16 protein-coding genes are annotated in these 13,967 nt (G+C 68.2%); 9 read left to right on the top strand and 7 right to left on the bottom strand.

Going from position 1 to position 13,967, the window contains the following annotated elements:
- Window positions 1–440 precede the first annotated feature (440 nt).
- On the top strand, window positions 441–1,055 hold the full coding sequence (locus tag ACO056_RS15555) for a polysaccharide biosynthesis/export family protein (RefSeq protein ID WP_421848344.1): 615 nt from the start codon (window positions 441–443) through the stop codon (window positions 1,053–1,055).
- A gap of 147 nt (window positions 1,056–1,202) precedes the next feature.
- Here ACO056_RS15555 and ACO056_RS15550 read toward each other — a convergent pair whose 3' ends face one another.
- Window positions 1,203–1,796 carry a TetR/AcrR family transcriptional regulator gene (locus ACO056_RS15550; protein ID WP_421848342.1) on the bottom strand — a complete coding sequence of 198 codons (594 nt, stop codon included), beginning with the start codon at window positions 1,794–1,796 and terminating at the stop codon, window positions 1,203–1,205.
- 96 nt (window positions 1,797–1,892) lie between these two features.
- Between ACO056_RS15550 and ACO056_RS15545 the strand changes: the two genes are divergently transcribed.
- The 5 genes from ACO056_RS15545 (at window position 1,893) to ACO056_RS15525 (ending at window position 4,541) form a co-directional block, all read left to right on the top strand.
- Window positions 1,893–2,093, top strand: a complete 201-nt coding sequence (locus ACO056_RS15545; protein WP_421848340.1) for a hypothetical protein — start codon at window positions 1,893–1,895, stop codon at window positions 2,091–2,093.
- A gap of 76 nt (window positions 2,094–2,169) precedes the next feature.
- On the top strand, window positions 2,170–2,682 hold the full coding sequence (locus ACO056_RS15540) for a methyltransferase family protein (protein WP_421848338.1): 513 nt from the start codon (window positions 2,170–2,172) through the stop codon (window positions 2,680–2,682).
- Between the two features lie 65 nt (window positions 2,683–2,747).
- The gene (locus tag ACO056_RS15535; protein WP_421848336.1) at window positions 2,748–3,656 is read left to right on the top strand and encodes an MBL fold metallo-hydrolase; all 909 of its coding nucleotides are present in this window, start codon (window positions 2,748–2,750) and stop codon (window positions 3,654–3,656) included.
- Window positions 3,657–3,718: 62 nt separating this feature from the next.
- Window positions 3,719–4,063 carry an ArsR/SmtB family transcription factor gene (locus tag ACO056_RS15530; protein ID WP_421848334.1) on the top strand — a complete coding sequence of 115 codons (345 nt, stop codon included), beginning with the start codon at window positions 3,719–3,721 and terminating at the stop codon, window positions 4,061–4,063.
- A complete protein-coding gene (locus ACO056_RS15525; RefSeq protein WP_421848332.1) occupies window positions 4,056–4,541 on the top strand; it encodes an SRPBCC family protein in 486 nt (161 codons plus the stop codon). Before ACO056_RS15530 ends, ACO056_RS15525 begins: the two co-directional genes overlap by 8 nt.
- Window positions 4,542–4,549: 8 nt before the next feature.
- On the opposite strand, the gene ACO056_RS15520 is transcribed toward ACO056_RS15525, so the two are convergent.
- Window positions 4,550–5,185: a TetR/AcrR family transcriptional regulator gene (locus ACO056_RS15520; RefSeq protein ID WP_421848330.1), complete on the bottom strand. Its 636-nt coding sequence runs from the start codon at window positions 5,183–5,185 to the stop codon at window positions 4,550–4,552.
- Between the two features lie 85 nt (window positions 5,186–5,270).
- On the opposite strand from ACO056_RS15520, the gene ACO056_RS15515 reads away from it, so the two are divergent.
- Complete coding sequence (locus tag ACO056_RS15515) at window positions 5,271–6,275, top strand: hypothetical protein (protein ID WP_421855610.1); 1,005 nt, start codon at window positions 5,271–5,273, stop codon at window positions 6,273–6,275.
- Between the two features lie 86 nt (window positions 6,276–6,361).
- Complete coding sequence (locus ACO056_RS15510) at window positions 6,362–7,180, top strand: MipA/OmpV family protein (RefSeq protein ID WP_421848328.1); 819 nt, start codon at window positions 6,362–6,364, stop codon at window positions 7,178–7,180.
- 25 nt (window positions 7,181–7,205) lie between these two features.
- Here the strand turns inward: ACO056_RS15510 and ACO056_RS15505 are convergent, their stop codons facing one another.
- Together ACO056_RS15505 and ACO056_RS15500 are read right to left on the bottom strand one after the other, a co-directional pair.
- Complete coding sequence (locus ACO056_RS15505; RefSeq protein WP_421848326.1) at window positions 7,206–8,441, bottom strand: cell wall hydrolase; 1,236 nt, start codon at window positions 8,439–8,441, stop codon at window positions 7,206–7,208.
- Window positions 8,442–8,448: 7 nt separating this feature from the next.
- Window positions 8,449–9,765: an outer membrane beta-barrel protein gene (locus ACO056_RS15500; protein ID WP_421848324.1), complete on the bottom strand. Its 1,317-nt coding sequence runs from the start codon at window positions 9,763–9,765 to the stop codon at window positions 8,449–8,451.
- Between the two features lie 235 nt (window positions 9,766–10,000).
- Here ACO056_RS15500 and ACO056_RS15495 point away from each other — a divergent pair, with 235 nt between their 5' ends.
- Window positions 10,001–10,486 (top strand): hypothetical protein, encoded by a 486-nt coding sequence (locus ACO056_RS15495; RefSeq protein ID WP_421848322.1) that lies wholly within the window; start codon window positions 10,001–10,003, stop codon window positions 10,484–10,486.
- Here ACO056_RS15495 and ACO056_RS15490 read toward each other — a convergent pair.
- From ACO056_RS15490 to ACO056_RS15480, 3 genes are all read right to left on the bottom strand, one after another.
- A complete protein-coding gene (locus ACO056_RS15490) occupies window positions 10,426–11,703 on the bottom strand; it encodes a glycosyltransferase family 4 protein (protein ID WP_421848320.1) in 1,278 nt (425 codons plus the stop codon). The two genes, ACO056_RS15495 and ACO056_RS15490, sit on opposite strands and share 61 nt — an antisense overlap.
- The gene (locus ACO056_RS15485; protein WP_421848318.1) at window positions 11,700–12,968 is read right to left on the bottom strand and encodes a polysaccharide pyruvyl transferase family protein; all 1,269 of its coding nucleotides are present in this window, start codon (window positions 12,966–12,968) and stop codon (window positions 11,700–11,702) included. The genes ACO056_RS15490 and ACO056_RS15485 overlap by 4 nt, the downstream gene beginning before the upstream one ends.
- 68 nt (window positions 12,969–13,036) lie before the next feature.
- The gene (locus ACO056_RS15480) at window positions 13,037–13,897 is read right to left on the bottom strand and encodes a LysR family transcriptional regulator (RefSeq protein WP_421848316.1); all 861 of its coding nucleotides are present in this window, start codon (window positions 13,895–13,897) and stop codon (window positions 13,037–13,039) included.
- Between the last annotated feature and the right edge of the window lie 70 nt (window positions 13,898–13,967).

Genomic DNA, 13,967 nt, shown 5'->3' with positions numbered 1-13,967 from the left:
TACATAGTGCCGGATCAGGGAGCGAGACTCCCCTCACGGCATGGTGCAAGACTAGGCAAGGGGCCGCGGCGAGGAAGGCGAAGCGTATCCGCTGCGGAGCAAACCGGCGGCAATATCAGCACCGGCAAGCATGGCAGGATCGCTGCGCGCCTTCGCGGGCGCAGTCCGAAGCTTCGTACGGTCCTGCATCCCGCATCGGTGGATCGGGAGCAAATCCGGGTGAATGCTTAAGGATTTATGCACCATATGCCGCGGGCCGCCACTCGGCCGATAGTGTGCGGGCAAGGTCTGCCAGCGGTCGAACCGGATGCACCGCGGGCTTTGCCGGAACACCTCCAACTCGGAGGATTCGGCGTGGGCCGGGGTGATTGCGCTTTGCCGGGCGCTGCATAGACTTGGGAGCATCAGTCAGAACGACGCAGAAGCATTGGAGATTTCGCATGGATAGCAAGCACGATGGCGGCCGGCTCGCGGGGCGCCGCAGGGCGCTCGCCCTGGCCGGCGCGGTGGTCGTGGCGGGGTCGCTCCTGCTCGCGGGCTGTGCCGGGGCCGGCGCGCCGCCGATCTCGTCCGCCGATGTGGCGGCAGGCCTCGAAAGCTACCACCTCGGTGCTGGCGACCGCGTGCGCGTCACCGTGTTCAACGAACCCTCGCTTACGGGTGAATACAACATCACGCCCGGCGGTGCGCTGGCGTTCCCGCTGATTGGTGTGGTTTCAGCCGGAGGGCGCACGATCGATGCCGTGCAGCAGGAACTGACGGGAAAGCTCGCCGAAGGTTATGTCAATGATCCGCGGGTGAGCGTGGAAGTGCTCAACTACCGGCCGTTCTATATTCTTGGCGAAGTTAACCGGCCTGGTGAATATTCCTACGCCTCGGGGATGACGGTGGAGCAGGCCATCGCGCGCGCCGGCGGCTTCACCTATCGCGCCAACGAAAAGACGGTGTTCCTCCGCCGCCAGACGGGCACAGGCGAAAGCGCGGTGCCGCTGCGCAGCGCGCAAGTGGCGGTGCTCCCCGGTGACACGATCCGCATTGGCGAGCGGTATTTCTAGGCCGTCGCTTTCCCGCCCGCGCGGACCAGCGCGTGGGGGGGGGGCAGCAAGCGCACGGCTCCCAGCGTCAATATGAGGCGAGGAACGGCGCCTGCGGGATTGCCAGCGTGAGCGCAAAGATCCCCAGCGTCCTATTGGCGCGCGGGGTCATGCAGCGGGATCGTGCGCTACGCTGCCGGTGAAGGCGGCTTCGTCCCGCACGGCGCCCAGCACGATCTCCGCTGTTTCCGGGTCGCTGGCCCGCGCGATCATCACCGCGCCAGCTGCCATCGCAAAAGCACGCGCAGCCCGCGCATCGCGGTCCGCCTCGGGACCATCGAGATGCGCGGCGAGCGTTCCGATCATCGCGCGAACGCCGCGCCCGAATTCGGCCTGTACCGCCCCGGTGCTCCGCAGCACGTCGTTCGAAAGTGCTGCAACCGGGCAGCCGCCGGCCACGTCCTGCACCCGCTCCGGCGCGGTGTAGCTGCGCAAGAAGCCTTCGAGCGCGCGCTGCGGCGGCAATTCGGACAGGCCTTGATCAAGCACGCCGAGCATTTCCTCAAAAGCGCGGCCCAGCGCGGCGACGAGCAGGTCCTCCTTCGAATCGAAATGCCGATAAAAGCCGCCATGTGTGCGGTTCGCGGCCTGCATCACATCGCCCACGCTCGTTCCTTCGATCCCGCGATCGCGAAACTGGCGTGCGGCAGCTGCCACAATGGCTTGATGTGTCTCGGCTTTTGCTTCGCGGGATTGGCGCATCGAATTTTCTCCGTGAGCCACCTTGCCAATTAAGCTTATAGGTGTCATCTAAAAATTAGGATGATGATGGTCATCTTAATTCTGGAGGTTCGTATCATGGCACATTCGGCACCTGCATTCGCCGCCCCGTCCACTCGCGCTCCCGCTTTCCCGGGCTTTAAGCGCCTGCTCACTCGTATCGGTGCCTTCCTCGAAGCGCTCGATGGGGATCACTTCGCCGCGCCGGAAGTGCGCATCCAGCGCCTCGAACAGCGCGTTGCCCAGCTCGAGAGCGCGGCTGCGCGGCGGGAGGGCTGAGCCATCGCCGCGCCTGAGCGTCTGGCGGCCCACGCCGTTCCTCTCTGATCCAACCCCAAGCACCAAGGATATCACCATGTCTGCAAACCTCATTCCAGCCAGTCCGGATACCGCGCCGGATCGCCGCCGCCGCTTTCTTGACAACCGCATCCTGCCGCCGGTGCTCGGCGCTGCCAATGGGCTCGCGATGGTTGCCGCCGCCGGCGCGCTACCGGCAGCGCCGCTGCCTTTGCTGGTGCGGATCGGCGGCTTCGCACTGGCCTTCGGCCTCGCCGGCCGGTTCGGCATACCGGCGATTGCGGCCTTTTCCGCTGCGCGCACCACGATCAATCCGGTCCAGATCAACAGGGCCAGCACGCTCGTGACCACCGGCGTCTTCGCGCGTTCGCGCAATCCGATGTATGTCGGGCTGACTGGGCTGGTCGCCGCGCTTGCTTTCGCGCTGGGCAATGCCTGGCTGCTCGCTGCGCCGCTGCTCTATGCAGCCTATTTGGGCCGCTACCAGATCCAGCCTGAAGAGCGCGCCATGGCCGCCCGGTTCGGCGCGGATTATGCCGCCTATCGCCAAAGGGTACGCCGCTGGTTGTGAAACGCGGGGCGCTGTTGCACTCTCGCTTGCGCCGGGGAACCGCCCGGCGGGGAGAGCGCAAGATCATGGACCGTTTCCGCATCGGCCACGTCACCGTCCACCGCATCGAGGAATGGCAGGGCACGTTTGCGCCGCCGTCCTACTTGTTCAACGGCTTCACGCCGGAAGGCTGGGACCCGCATGCGGAGGAATTCGCCCCCGAATACTTCGATCCGGATAGCGGCCTGCTCTATGCCTTTTTGCAAAGCTGGGTACTTGATACCGGCACGCAGCGCATCCTCTTCGATACCGGTGCGGGCAACGACAAGGATCGCCCGAATATCCCGATCTTCAGCAATTTGCAGACCGATTTTCTGGGGAATCTCGCCCGGGCGGGGTTTCAGCCCGAGGATATCGACGTCGTCGTCTGCTCGCATATCCATATCGACCACGTCGGCTGGAATACGCGGCTTGTCGAAGGCCGGTGGGAGCCGACATTCCGCAACGCCCGCTATGTCCTCCCGCTGGCCGACCGCGCCTACTGGGATCCGGATGACGCCGCCGCCGGACCCGCGGGCGTGGGCGCGTCCGTCAACGCCGGGATGTACGAGGACAGCGTCGCGCCGATCGTGGCCGCGGGCCGCGCCGAATGGGCCGAGCCGGGGTTTGAGGTTGCAGAGGGCCTCACGCTCCATGCCTGCCCCGGCCACACGCCGGGCAGCATGATGCTCGAGGTTGCGGGCAAGGACGATAGCGCGCTGTTCGTCGGCGATGTCGTCCACCACCCGGCACAGATCTATCGCCCCGAATGGAACAGCGTTTTCTGCGAGGCCCCCGATCAGGCGCGCGAGACGCGGCGCCGCGTGCTCGACATGGCGGCGGACCGCGCCGCGCTGCTGGTGCCCGCGCACTTCGGAGGCAGCCATGTGGCAAGGGTCCTGCGCGAAGGGACGGGGTTCCGCCCGGTGCTCGGTGCGGCGGGAATGAACAGCTGAAAGCTCGAGGCGGTTTCGCGGCGCTTGTTTTATTGCTGGCTTGGTTATATAACTAATCTGCTATGCAAGACCCGCTCAGCCGTTCCTTTGCCGCGCTTGCCGATCCAACGCGCCGTGCGATCCTCGCGCGGCTCGCGCTGGGGGAGGCGAGTGTGGGGGAACTGGCGCAGCCGTTCGGGATCAGCCAGCCTGCCATCTCGCGCCATCTCAAGGTGCTGGAAAGCGCCGGCCTGATCGAAACGCGCGTCGCCGCCCAATCGCGTCTGCGCCGCCTCAAGCCAGGTGCGATCGCTGAGGTACAAGCCGCGCTCGCTGGGCTCGCCGCCATGTGGAGCGACCGCTTCGATCGCCTCGATGCCTGGCTTCACGCCGAAGCCGATTGCCCGAAGGAACCCCGCGATGGCTGACACGTTCGAGATCACGCGCGTCTTTGCCGCCCCGCGCGCCCGCGTCTGGCAGGCGTGGACCGAGCCGGATCAGATGGCGCAGTGGTTCGGACCCAAGGGCAGCCGCACGCATGTCCTCCACTTCGATCTGCGGCCGGGCGGGTTCCTCCACACCCGCATGGAAGGCCCGGATGGCAGCGCGATGTGGGGGAGGAACAACTACGTCGAAGTCGATCCGCCAAGCCGCCTCGTCTGGGTGCAGGGCTTTTCCAACGCGGAGGGCGATATCGTGCCCGCGCCGTTTCCGATGCCGTGGCCGCTGCATATGCGCACCACCGTCGATTTTGCCGACGAAGGCGAGGGCACCCGCGTGACCCTCACGTGGCAGCCAGTCGACGCGACCGGGGAGCAGTGGGCTTCGTTCCGGCAGATGCTGGAATCGATGCACGGCGGCTGGACCGGCAGCTTCGATCAGCTTGATACGTTTCTGGCGCGCTGAGCAGTTATTCAGTCCTGCCAGTTCAGCCCGGCAGCCATCTGCGCAATTGCATCGTGCAGCACGTCGGGCAGCGCCGGGTCCTTGAGATCGACCCCTGAGTACCAGCGGATCTTGCGGCGGCGCAGGGCAAGGTAGGTCACCCCCGCCGTCAGGAGCGCAGCGAACGCACGAAGCTGCGCCGGATCGCGGGCGTCGTCGAACAGCTCGGCCATGATTCTGAGGCCCAGCTCCTCGCGGGCTTCCTCCATGATCGCGGTCAGTTCGTTGCGTTCGACCAGCTCCCAGACCATCAGTTCGAGCACCACCGGACGGCCGAGCAATGCGCGCAGATTGTTCGTCACGATGTGTGCGGCGCGTTCGGGCAAGCGCATGGCGCGCACCGCTTCGCGCGGCAGGCCGCCGCACATGTCTTCGAACGAGGGGAAGAAATCCGGCGCGAAGGCGATTGCCCGGACGAGCCCGGGGACATTCTCGAAATACCGGTAAATCAGCATCTTATCGACGCCGGCCTGCCGCCCGATGGCGCTTGGCGTCAGGCTCGCGAAGCCGCGTTCGACGAGGAGTTCCTCAACCGCCCGGCGCAGCCGCGCCTCGGTTTCGGCGCGGTTGCGAAGGGCCGGAGACGGCTTTGCGGCAACGGGCATTCTGCACATCCTGCGTAAGTCTCTTGACAGAGACAAAGTGATCAGCGATATCTCTCGCCAGAGACTAAAGGTGGAAATCTCCGTCATGTCAACGCCGATCCGGCGCCAGCGCATCGTGCTGGCGTCAACCATTGCGCTCGCCTGCGCCAGCTGGATCCTGCTCAACGCGGCGATCATCGCGTTGTCCCGCGGCTTTCTGCCGTTCGATCGGCCCGCGCTGATGCGCATGCCGTTCGCGTGGCAGATCGCCATGCCCTCGCTTGGCCTGATCGAGCAGCTGGCGCTGATGGGCCTTGTCGCGGCCTTGTGCCGAGGCAGATCGGTTGCGCCGCGCGAGGCGCTGATCCCCGAACGCGCCACCGCGCTGCGCGAAGCGGGTGCGGTGCTCGCTTATGCCATGCTCGCGCAAGGGCTGGGCTGGTGGCTGGCGCCGCTGCTGGGCAGCCGGCCGTTCAGTTTCCACCTCGCAGGTACGCTGGTCGGTTGCAGCGTTCCGCCCACCCCGCACGAGGCGCTGGTGTGGGCTGCCTACAACGGCGTGGTCTATGCCGTGCTGCCGGGGCTGTGGTTCGTCCGGCGCTATGGAGCGGCCGGCCTGTGGCTGCGCTTCGATGCCGGCGGGCGTGACCTGCGCGTGCTGGTGAGCGTGCTCATGGTCGAGGCCGCCGTGCAGATCGCCGCGATGCCCGCGATCCTCCAGACGCCGCCCGCGCTCTGGCTGAAGGCCGGGCCGGTCGCGCTGGTTCTCTACGGCGTCGGCACCGTGCTGCCGACCATGATCACGGTCTATGCCATTCTGGTTCCGCGCTATTGGCGGATTACCGGATCGCGCGCCGCGGCGACGATCCTGGGCGGGCTGACCTATGCCGCCCTGCATCTGATCGAAGGCTGGTCCAACTTTGATAGCCCGCGCGATGCGGTGTTGTCGCTGCTCTTCGTTATGCTCTCTTACACCGGGCCGGGCATGTTCAAGAGCTACGTCACGCTGCGGACCGGCAATGCCTGGGTCCACGCGCTCGGATACCATGCGGTAGCGCCGCACGTGCTGTTCGACACCCCGCTCGTGGCGCGGATCTTCGCCATCAGCTGACCCCGCGCCCGCGCTCAATTCCCTGCTTCCGATTGCCCGCAGCGGCCACCCGGCTGCCGCCTCCTCGTGCCTGAAAGGATCATCACGTGACCAATACCAACCATGCCAATACCCTTTCGCGCTTCCTCCTCACGGTAGCGGCGCTCTGCATGAGCCCGGGACTGGCCCGCGCCGAAGCGGCCAACGGAAAGGACGCTTCAGCGAATCTGCGGTTCGAGGCCGGTGCGGCCATGCTTGCCGTGCCGCTCTATCCCGGCGCGGATGCCATGCGCACGCTTGCGCTGCCTGATATCAGCATAACGGTGGGGGACAGGGTGTTTGCCTCTTTGGCGACAGGGATCGGTGCTGCGCTTATCGATCGCCGTGGGCTCACGCTCGGGGTGGTGGCGCGTCCTGACTTCGGGCGCCGGCAGCGCGATGTAGACCGGACCTATCCGGGGCTTCCGGCCATCGCCGCGACGGCGGAACTGGGTTGGTTTGCGGCCGTGCGGATCGGCAGTGTGCTAACCTGGCGCGGCGAGGTGCGCCGCGCTGTCAGCGGTCATGGGGGTACGGTGGCCGATCTCTCGCTGACTTTTGCGCACCCGCTGGGCAAGCGGCTGATCCTTGCTGTCACGCCTGAAGTCCGGATTGCCGATGCGCGGTTCATGCGGGCCTATTTCGGCACGGATCGGGCGGCTTTTGCCGAGACCGGATTGCAGGCCTATCGTCCCAATGGCGGGCTTGAACGGGTGGGGCTGGGGATCAGTGCGGTCCGACCGCTGGCCAAGCGCCTCGTGCTGACGGCTTCGCTCCAGTATGATCGCCTCGTGGGCGGCGCAGCGCGGTCTCCCATCGTGCGCGGCCCCCACGGCTCGCCAGATCAGGCGGTGGGGCTGATTGGCCTGCGCTATCGGTTCCGGTAGGACGGGCAGGAGGGGCGCAAGTTGGTCAGCCCCAGTCCGTGAGCAGGCGAGCGAGCGCTGCGTCCTTGGGCAGGCAGCGGGCCGGATTGGAACGGGGGAGGGCGGCGCAATCCCACCATGCACCTTCCGCGCCGGTTCGCCGATCGCGCAGATAGACGAAGCCGGGGCCCTGACCGGGTGCGGCGCCGAGCAATTCGCCCACCACCGCGCAGCGCTCCCGTTCAGCACAGGCGGCGAGGGCGCGCATGGCGTAGGTGCCGGGAAAGGCTGACGGATCAAGCATCAGCACGATGCGTCCGCCGGGTGCCGCTCCGGCCGCTGGCGGGGCGGCAAGCGCCGTGCCGCGCGCTCCGGGTTGCGGCGGGGCGTCTGCCTCGTCAACGGGGAGGTAGGCCAGCGGCTGGCCAGTGCCGGGGGCATCCCCCGCTTGTCCAGCCGGTGCCGCTTCCCCTCCGCCGTGCGCCGGGGATAGCGCGGCCATCGCCGCGATGCGCGGTTCATCGCCGCTTGCACCCGCGCGCAGGACGCCGGGCGAGCCCCACTCACCCGGCCAGCAATAGAACAGGTGCAGCCCGATTTGCGCCAGCTTCACCAGCCCGCTGCGCCAGACCGGCACGACATAGTCCGCGTGATAATGCGTCGCGAGCCCAACGCGCGGATCGACCGCGCCCGCCAGTGCCGCCCCCGCCACGGCGCGCGCACGCGCCCATGCCGCCGGACCGGGATGGCGTGATCCCATCGATCCATCGCAGGTGAAGCTGAACTGGCAGCCGGTCGTGCGTTCGGAGCCCTGGAATACCACGCCGCAGACGCTGGCGGGGAAGGCGGGATGCCGCGCGCGGTTGAGCACGACTTGCGCCACGGCCCGCATCCCGGAGGGATCATCGCCCGCTTCGTACCATGCGGCGGCGGCGAGGCAATCGAGCGCGCGGGCCCGCGCGAAGGCATCAGCCGTGCCCAGCCGGAAGCCGGGGGCAGGCGCGCGGGGCGGCTCGATCGGCAGGGCGGCATTGGCCGCGCGCGCGGTTTCCGGAAGGTATGGCAGCAGGGCGGCAGGATCGGGCAGCGGCGGCGGAAAGGCGAGGCGGACCTGAGGGCCAGCAGGCGGCGGGGCGAGCAGCGCGAGCGCTGCGCCAAGGCCAGCCAGAAAGACCAGCGCGAGCGCCATCCGCAAGGCCAGCAGGCGCGGCTGTGCCGTCCATTCGGGGCAGGTCAGCGCAAGGTCTGCGCCAGCCGGTACCGGGTGCGGCAATGTGGCCATCGCTTGCCTAGAGCCGCCAGCGCAGCGCGGCCGCCACGCGGTTCTTGTCATAGGCGCGGCCCGGATCGACCGCGCCCGTATTGCGCCCGAGGCTGTGTGTGTAATCGCCCGCGATCTCGAAATGCCGGCTGAGCCGCCAGCTTACGCCGAACGTGCCGGTGAAGTAACGCTCCTGCCGCCTGGCCGCGCCGTCCGGCACCTGGAAATCGGCCACGACATAGCGCAGCGCTGGCCGCAGGATCAGCGTCCGGAGCAATTCGTGCTCGGCCGAAAGCGCAACTTCATGCTGCTGGATCCCTGCTATCCCGGCGATTGGCGAACGCTGGAACGTGCGCCCGCCCGAGAGCCGCACCGTGGTCAGCCGCGTCGGGCTCCATCTGAGCTGTGCGTTGTAGGCAAGGCCGCTGATGCGGGGGAAAATCGGCGCGGTAAAATCCTGCCGCACCCAGCCCACCCCGATTTCACCCTGAAGCAACCGGTTGAGCCCGAAGGCGAGGCCCGTCAGCACGGTAACGCCGTGCGAATTGCGGCTAGGCCCGATGGGCGGGGACAGGTAGCGATTGCGGTTCCAGCCGAGGCTGGCGAAAGCGGCGACGCCCGGCCCGATCCCGACTGCAGCGCGCAGCGATCCCGAAAGCGCCTCATAATCGCGGGGCGAGAGATCGATGACCGTGCCGCCAAGCGCGCGGTTCTCATAGCGATAGCGTTCATAGCGCCCGGCCAGCGTGATCCGGGCGCGCGCGAAGCTCTGTTCGAGTTCGCCCCCGCCCGACAGCACCGTGTAGGCAATCGGCGCCGCGCCGAACAGCGAATCGCCGGTGGTTCCGCGTGCCTCGATCCGCCGCGCCGTGCCCAGGTCTCCCGAAAGGCGCGTATCGGCCGCAATATCGAGCCGCCCGTCAAGCGTGGCGGCGTAACTCTCGATATTCTCGGTCGTGCGCCTGGCATAGCGCTTGATCGCCCCCTCCGCCGAGATCCCCAGCGCATGGCGCGACCACTGCGACTGCACCGTGATCGCGGGCTGGAACGCCGCGGCGAAATCACCGCGCTTCGCATCGCCGCGCGCGTAGACATTGTCGGTGGCATCTGCCTCGATCCCGAAGCTGGGCGAGATCAGCAACGCACCGACCCGCGCACCCACCGTTTCAACCTCCGGCCGCGAGCGGGCCCCCACCGTATCACGCTCCATCCGCGTATCGACGGTGGTTTCCCCATGCGCCTCTGCAAAGGGGGTGATCAGGCCGAGCAGGCACACCGAAAGTGCGCGCGGGTGCGCGATGAGGGCATTGCGCCCGCGCGATTGCCGCAGCTGTTTTCTGGCCATCGCCCGATTCCCGATCCTGCGCCGTTTCCGCCTCACGCCCAGCGGGCTACCATTCTTTCCCACCCCACGATCGCGCAATTAGACCCGTATCTGAGCAATCTCCCTTAGGGGACCGGCCCGGCGGAGCCTTGGATCGGCCTTTTTTAGCTGGGCCGGATGCGGAGTTCGTCGTTGGCGCCGGGTTAACCAATGGGCGAAAGCGTTCGTTGAACAACGCGGGCGCATTCCCCTGTTCATGGACGCCCTGCTTGCCCGCATCACGCCCGGCCATGTCACCCGGTTTGCCCGTATCGGCGCGCTGCTGATCGCGTTTATGCTGACGTCAGGCTATGTGACCGACCGGCTCACGCTGGAGCTGGCGGGTGTCGGCTCGTTCTTCCTCGCCGTGGTCACCTTGCTCGCTTTGCCGAGCCAGCGCAGTTCCGAATTGCTTGGCGCATTGGCGATCTGGCTGACGTATGCCGAGTTCATGGCCGCCATCCACAGCGGACATTTCGACCTCTGGCGCTGGGCGGTGGTGCTGGCGACGCTCAGCCTCGTGATCGTGCCGATCAAGGTGCAGCATTTGCGCCAGCTGGCCCGCAGCAATCCCTACCAGCCGCTGGGCAAGCTCGATCGCCGCGCGTGGTCCGCTGGCGGAGTGGCTGCCGCGCCCGTGCGCTATGCGCCCGCCGCGATCAGCTTCGATCCGGATGGAGATCTGGCGGCCACCGGCGCCTGAAGCGCCGCCAGCCGCGCGGCATAGTGCGCGAGCAGCTGGTCGATCCATTCTGCAGGTGAAAGCGCAAGGTGGCGCGTTGCGGTGAAGGCCGCGCGGCTCATCGCCTCGACCCGCGCATCATCCTTGGCGAGACCGGCCAGCACGGCGGCAAACCGGGCCGTGTCGCGCGGATCGACCGCGACGCCTGCGCCCGCCGCCACCAGATCGGCGGCAAGGAGAGCGCTGGGCGGCAGGACGACCGGGAGGCCCGCCAGCGCGGCTTCCATTGCGACGAGGCCATAAGGCTCCGGATAGCGGCTTGGCATCACCAGCACCCGCGCCGAAGCGGCCAGTGCGCCGATGGCGGCGGGGGGCAGTCGCCCGGCGAAGAGCGCCTCGGGATATTCGGCGGCGAGCCGGGCGCGATCTGCCCCGTCGCCCACCAGACGGATCGGCATGCCGGCGCGGCGCGCGGCGGCGAGCGCCAGATCGGCGCCTTTGGTCGCCTCGATCCGGCCGACGAACAGCACTTCCCGATTGCGCTCCGCCGTGATCCGCATCTCGCTGAAGGGCGTGACGGGATTGGGCAGCGGATGGATCGCTTCTGGCGGAATCCCCGCGCGTGCCAGCAGCGGGCGCATGGCGGCGTGGATGGCCAGCACCGGCGGCGAGCTTTGCGGCCGGTAGGCGAAGCGCTGCACGGCATGGCGGGCCACGCGCCACGCCTTGTGCGCATGGCCGCGCCGGTCGCACGCCTCTGCAAGGCAGGCGCGCGAGAGCGCTGTGTGCGGGCAGGGCACTCCGGTGGCGAAGTTGGTGAACGCGCCGTTGGGGCAGGCGAGGAAGAAGTCATGCGCCGAAATGACCAGCCGCCCGCGCACCGGGGCTAGCGCGGCAAACACCGAAGGCGAGAGGATCTGCGACCAGCCATGGAGGTGGTAGACCGTGCCCGGCGTATCGTTTTCGGCAATCCATTTGCGCACCATCCGCGCCGCCGCGCGGTTCCACAGGCCATCGAGCAGACCGCCGGCCCGCCCAAGCAGCCGCGCCTGACCCAGCCCCGTCACCGCAATCCCCGCCTCGGCCAGCGCCGGATCGGGGACATCGCCCGCCAGCATGGCCACGTGGTACCCCCGCTCGGCAAAGCGGCGCGCGGAACTGACCGCCAGCGCGCTCGCGCCGCCCATCGGGTGCGAGAGATCGTTGATCACCACGATGCGGCCCAGCGCGTGGCTCATGCTGCTGCCTTTGCCGGCTGCATGGCGCGGGCGAGGGCCGCCGCCATGTGCGCGATATCGCTACGCGTGCCGGCGATGAGATCGTCCAGTGCGGCGCGGTCCACGCCTTCGGCGGCGGCTTGCCGCGCGAGCGCGGTGAGCGCCGGGCCGCCCAGCGAGGCCGTATCGGCAATGAAAGCCCCGCGCCCGGCGAGCGCGAAGAAGCTGTCAAGCTTGACGTCCCAGCGCAGGCCGATCGTGGGGATCGCGAAGGAGTGCGCGGCGATGCAGGCGTGCATGCGGTGCGCCACGATCAGCTGGCAGCTGGCGATAAAGCGGATCATCTCGGCAGGATTGGCGAAGGGATTGGTCATCGTCACCGGCCCCTTGGCGGCGAGGATCCATGCCGGACCCATCGCGGCGAGATAATCGCGGTCCTCCGGGCTGCCATTGGTGAACAGCGCGACGCGAAAGCCCGCATCGACAAGTGCCCGCGCGGCCCCGCCGTACCAGGCATCGAGCGCGGCGCGCGCATCGGCGGTATTGGCATGCCCCGGCCCGGCGGCGTGGTAGCGCAGCGCCATCGGCGCGGTTATGCACAGGCCCGCCAGCGGCGCATCGAAGGGCAGCGGCGGGCGGGGGAAATGGCAGCTTGCCAGCAGCCCCGGATCGCCGCTCAGCGCTGCCGGGCGCACGCCTTGCGGCACCAGCAGATCGCGCCACGCGGCCTGGCTGCGCGCATCGCGCACCGCCGCATAGGCCAGCTTCGCCGCGCCGAGCGCGCGGCCGAACAAGCGGCGCCCGGCCTCTGACCACTGCCGGTTTGCCCCCACGGCATAGACCGCGACCGGCAGCCGCAGCCGCGCTGCCTGATCCAATGCGCCTGCGATCTTCATCGGAAAGTTGAGATCGGCATCGGTGAGCAGATTGCCCCCGCCCAGCACCACCGCATCGCACCCCGCGAGCCGCGCACGCACATGCCGGCCCAGCCGCAATCGCACCAGCGCGGTAAGCGCAATGCGCGTCGCCAGCTGGCGGAACGTGGCCGGCAGCGCTTCGAGCACCCCGATCAGCGCGGCGCGGCGGCTGGGTGCAATGGCGGGGTAGGCGCAGCGCCCGGCAAGATCGATCGAGAACACCTGCGTCCCCGGCGCGATAGTCTGGAAGGTGCGCGCGAGTTCCGCCTCGAGGCATTCGGACAGCAGTCCGTCACCCAGATTGGGGCTGTATTTCACATTGAGCAGCGCGATCCGGCGCGCGGGATGATGGCTGGCTGCAGGGTTCATGCCGCAGCGGTGTCACGCCTGCCCGCCGCCTCGCAAGCAAGGATAGACCCGGAATCGAGCTTCCCGCCTCAAACCACCTCGCGCAACATGTCCCTGAGGCTGCTTGCCGCGATGAGGTCGTCCTGCCCGCTCGCCACGATCAGCCCGATCCGGCGGCGATAGTCATAGCCCTGCAAGGGCACCGCCACCGTACCCGGCCCGGCGAGCGAGACGGGCCCCGTCGTCACCCCGGCGCCGGCCGCCACCAGCGCAAGGCAGCGGTCCTCGTTGGCGCTGCGCAAGGCAAAGTGCGGCCGCACGCCGCGCGCGGTGAAGAAGCGGCTGGTTTCGGCCAGGATCTCGCAGGAGCGGCGCGCGATCATCGTCTCGCCCGCGAGTTCCTCGGGCAGCAGCAGGTCACGCCCGGCAAAGCGGTGGGCGGCGGAGAGGATCATCGCATAGCCTTCCTCAAGCAGCACATCCGCGCCGGTTTCCGCGCCGTGGAGCGTGGTCAGCACGGCATCGAGACGGTGCTCGGCCAGCCGCCGCCTGAGCTCGGCATCCGGCGCTTCGGTGAGCGTCAGCCGCGCCCGGGCGCCGTCACCTTCGGCAAACCGCGCGGCAATTGCCGCCACCATCCGCGTGGCGAGCGAGGGGATGACCCCCAGCCGCAGCGGCGGAGCCGGGGTGGGGGCGGCGAACACGCCGCGCTCGGCAAGGCCAAACTCGCGCTCGATGGCACGGGCGTGGATCAGCAGGCGGTTGCCCGCCTCGGTCAGCCGCAGCGCGCGCCGCTCCCGCAGGATCACCGGCGCGCCCAGCGTGCGCTCCAGCTCTGCAATCCCGGCGGAGAGCGTGGGCTGCGAGACGTGCAGCTGGTTGGCCGCCGCGGTGAACGAGCCTGTATCGACGAGGGCCAGGAACTGGCGCAGATGGCGGCGGTTCAGCATAGCTTTTTTCTATACTAGCCCTCGCGAAAATTCAATTTTTCCTAAGCTTGCGAATCTCCTACGCTGGGGC

The organism is Novosphingobium sp. (assembly GCF_965228995.1).
Classification (GTDB): domain Bacteria; phylum Pseudomonadota; class Alphaproteobacteria; order Sphingomonadales; family Sphingomonadaceae; genus Novosphingobium.
Note: the sequence above shows the minus strand (reverse complement) of the source record. Positions and strands in the feature narration are given on the sequence as shown.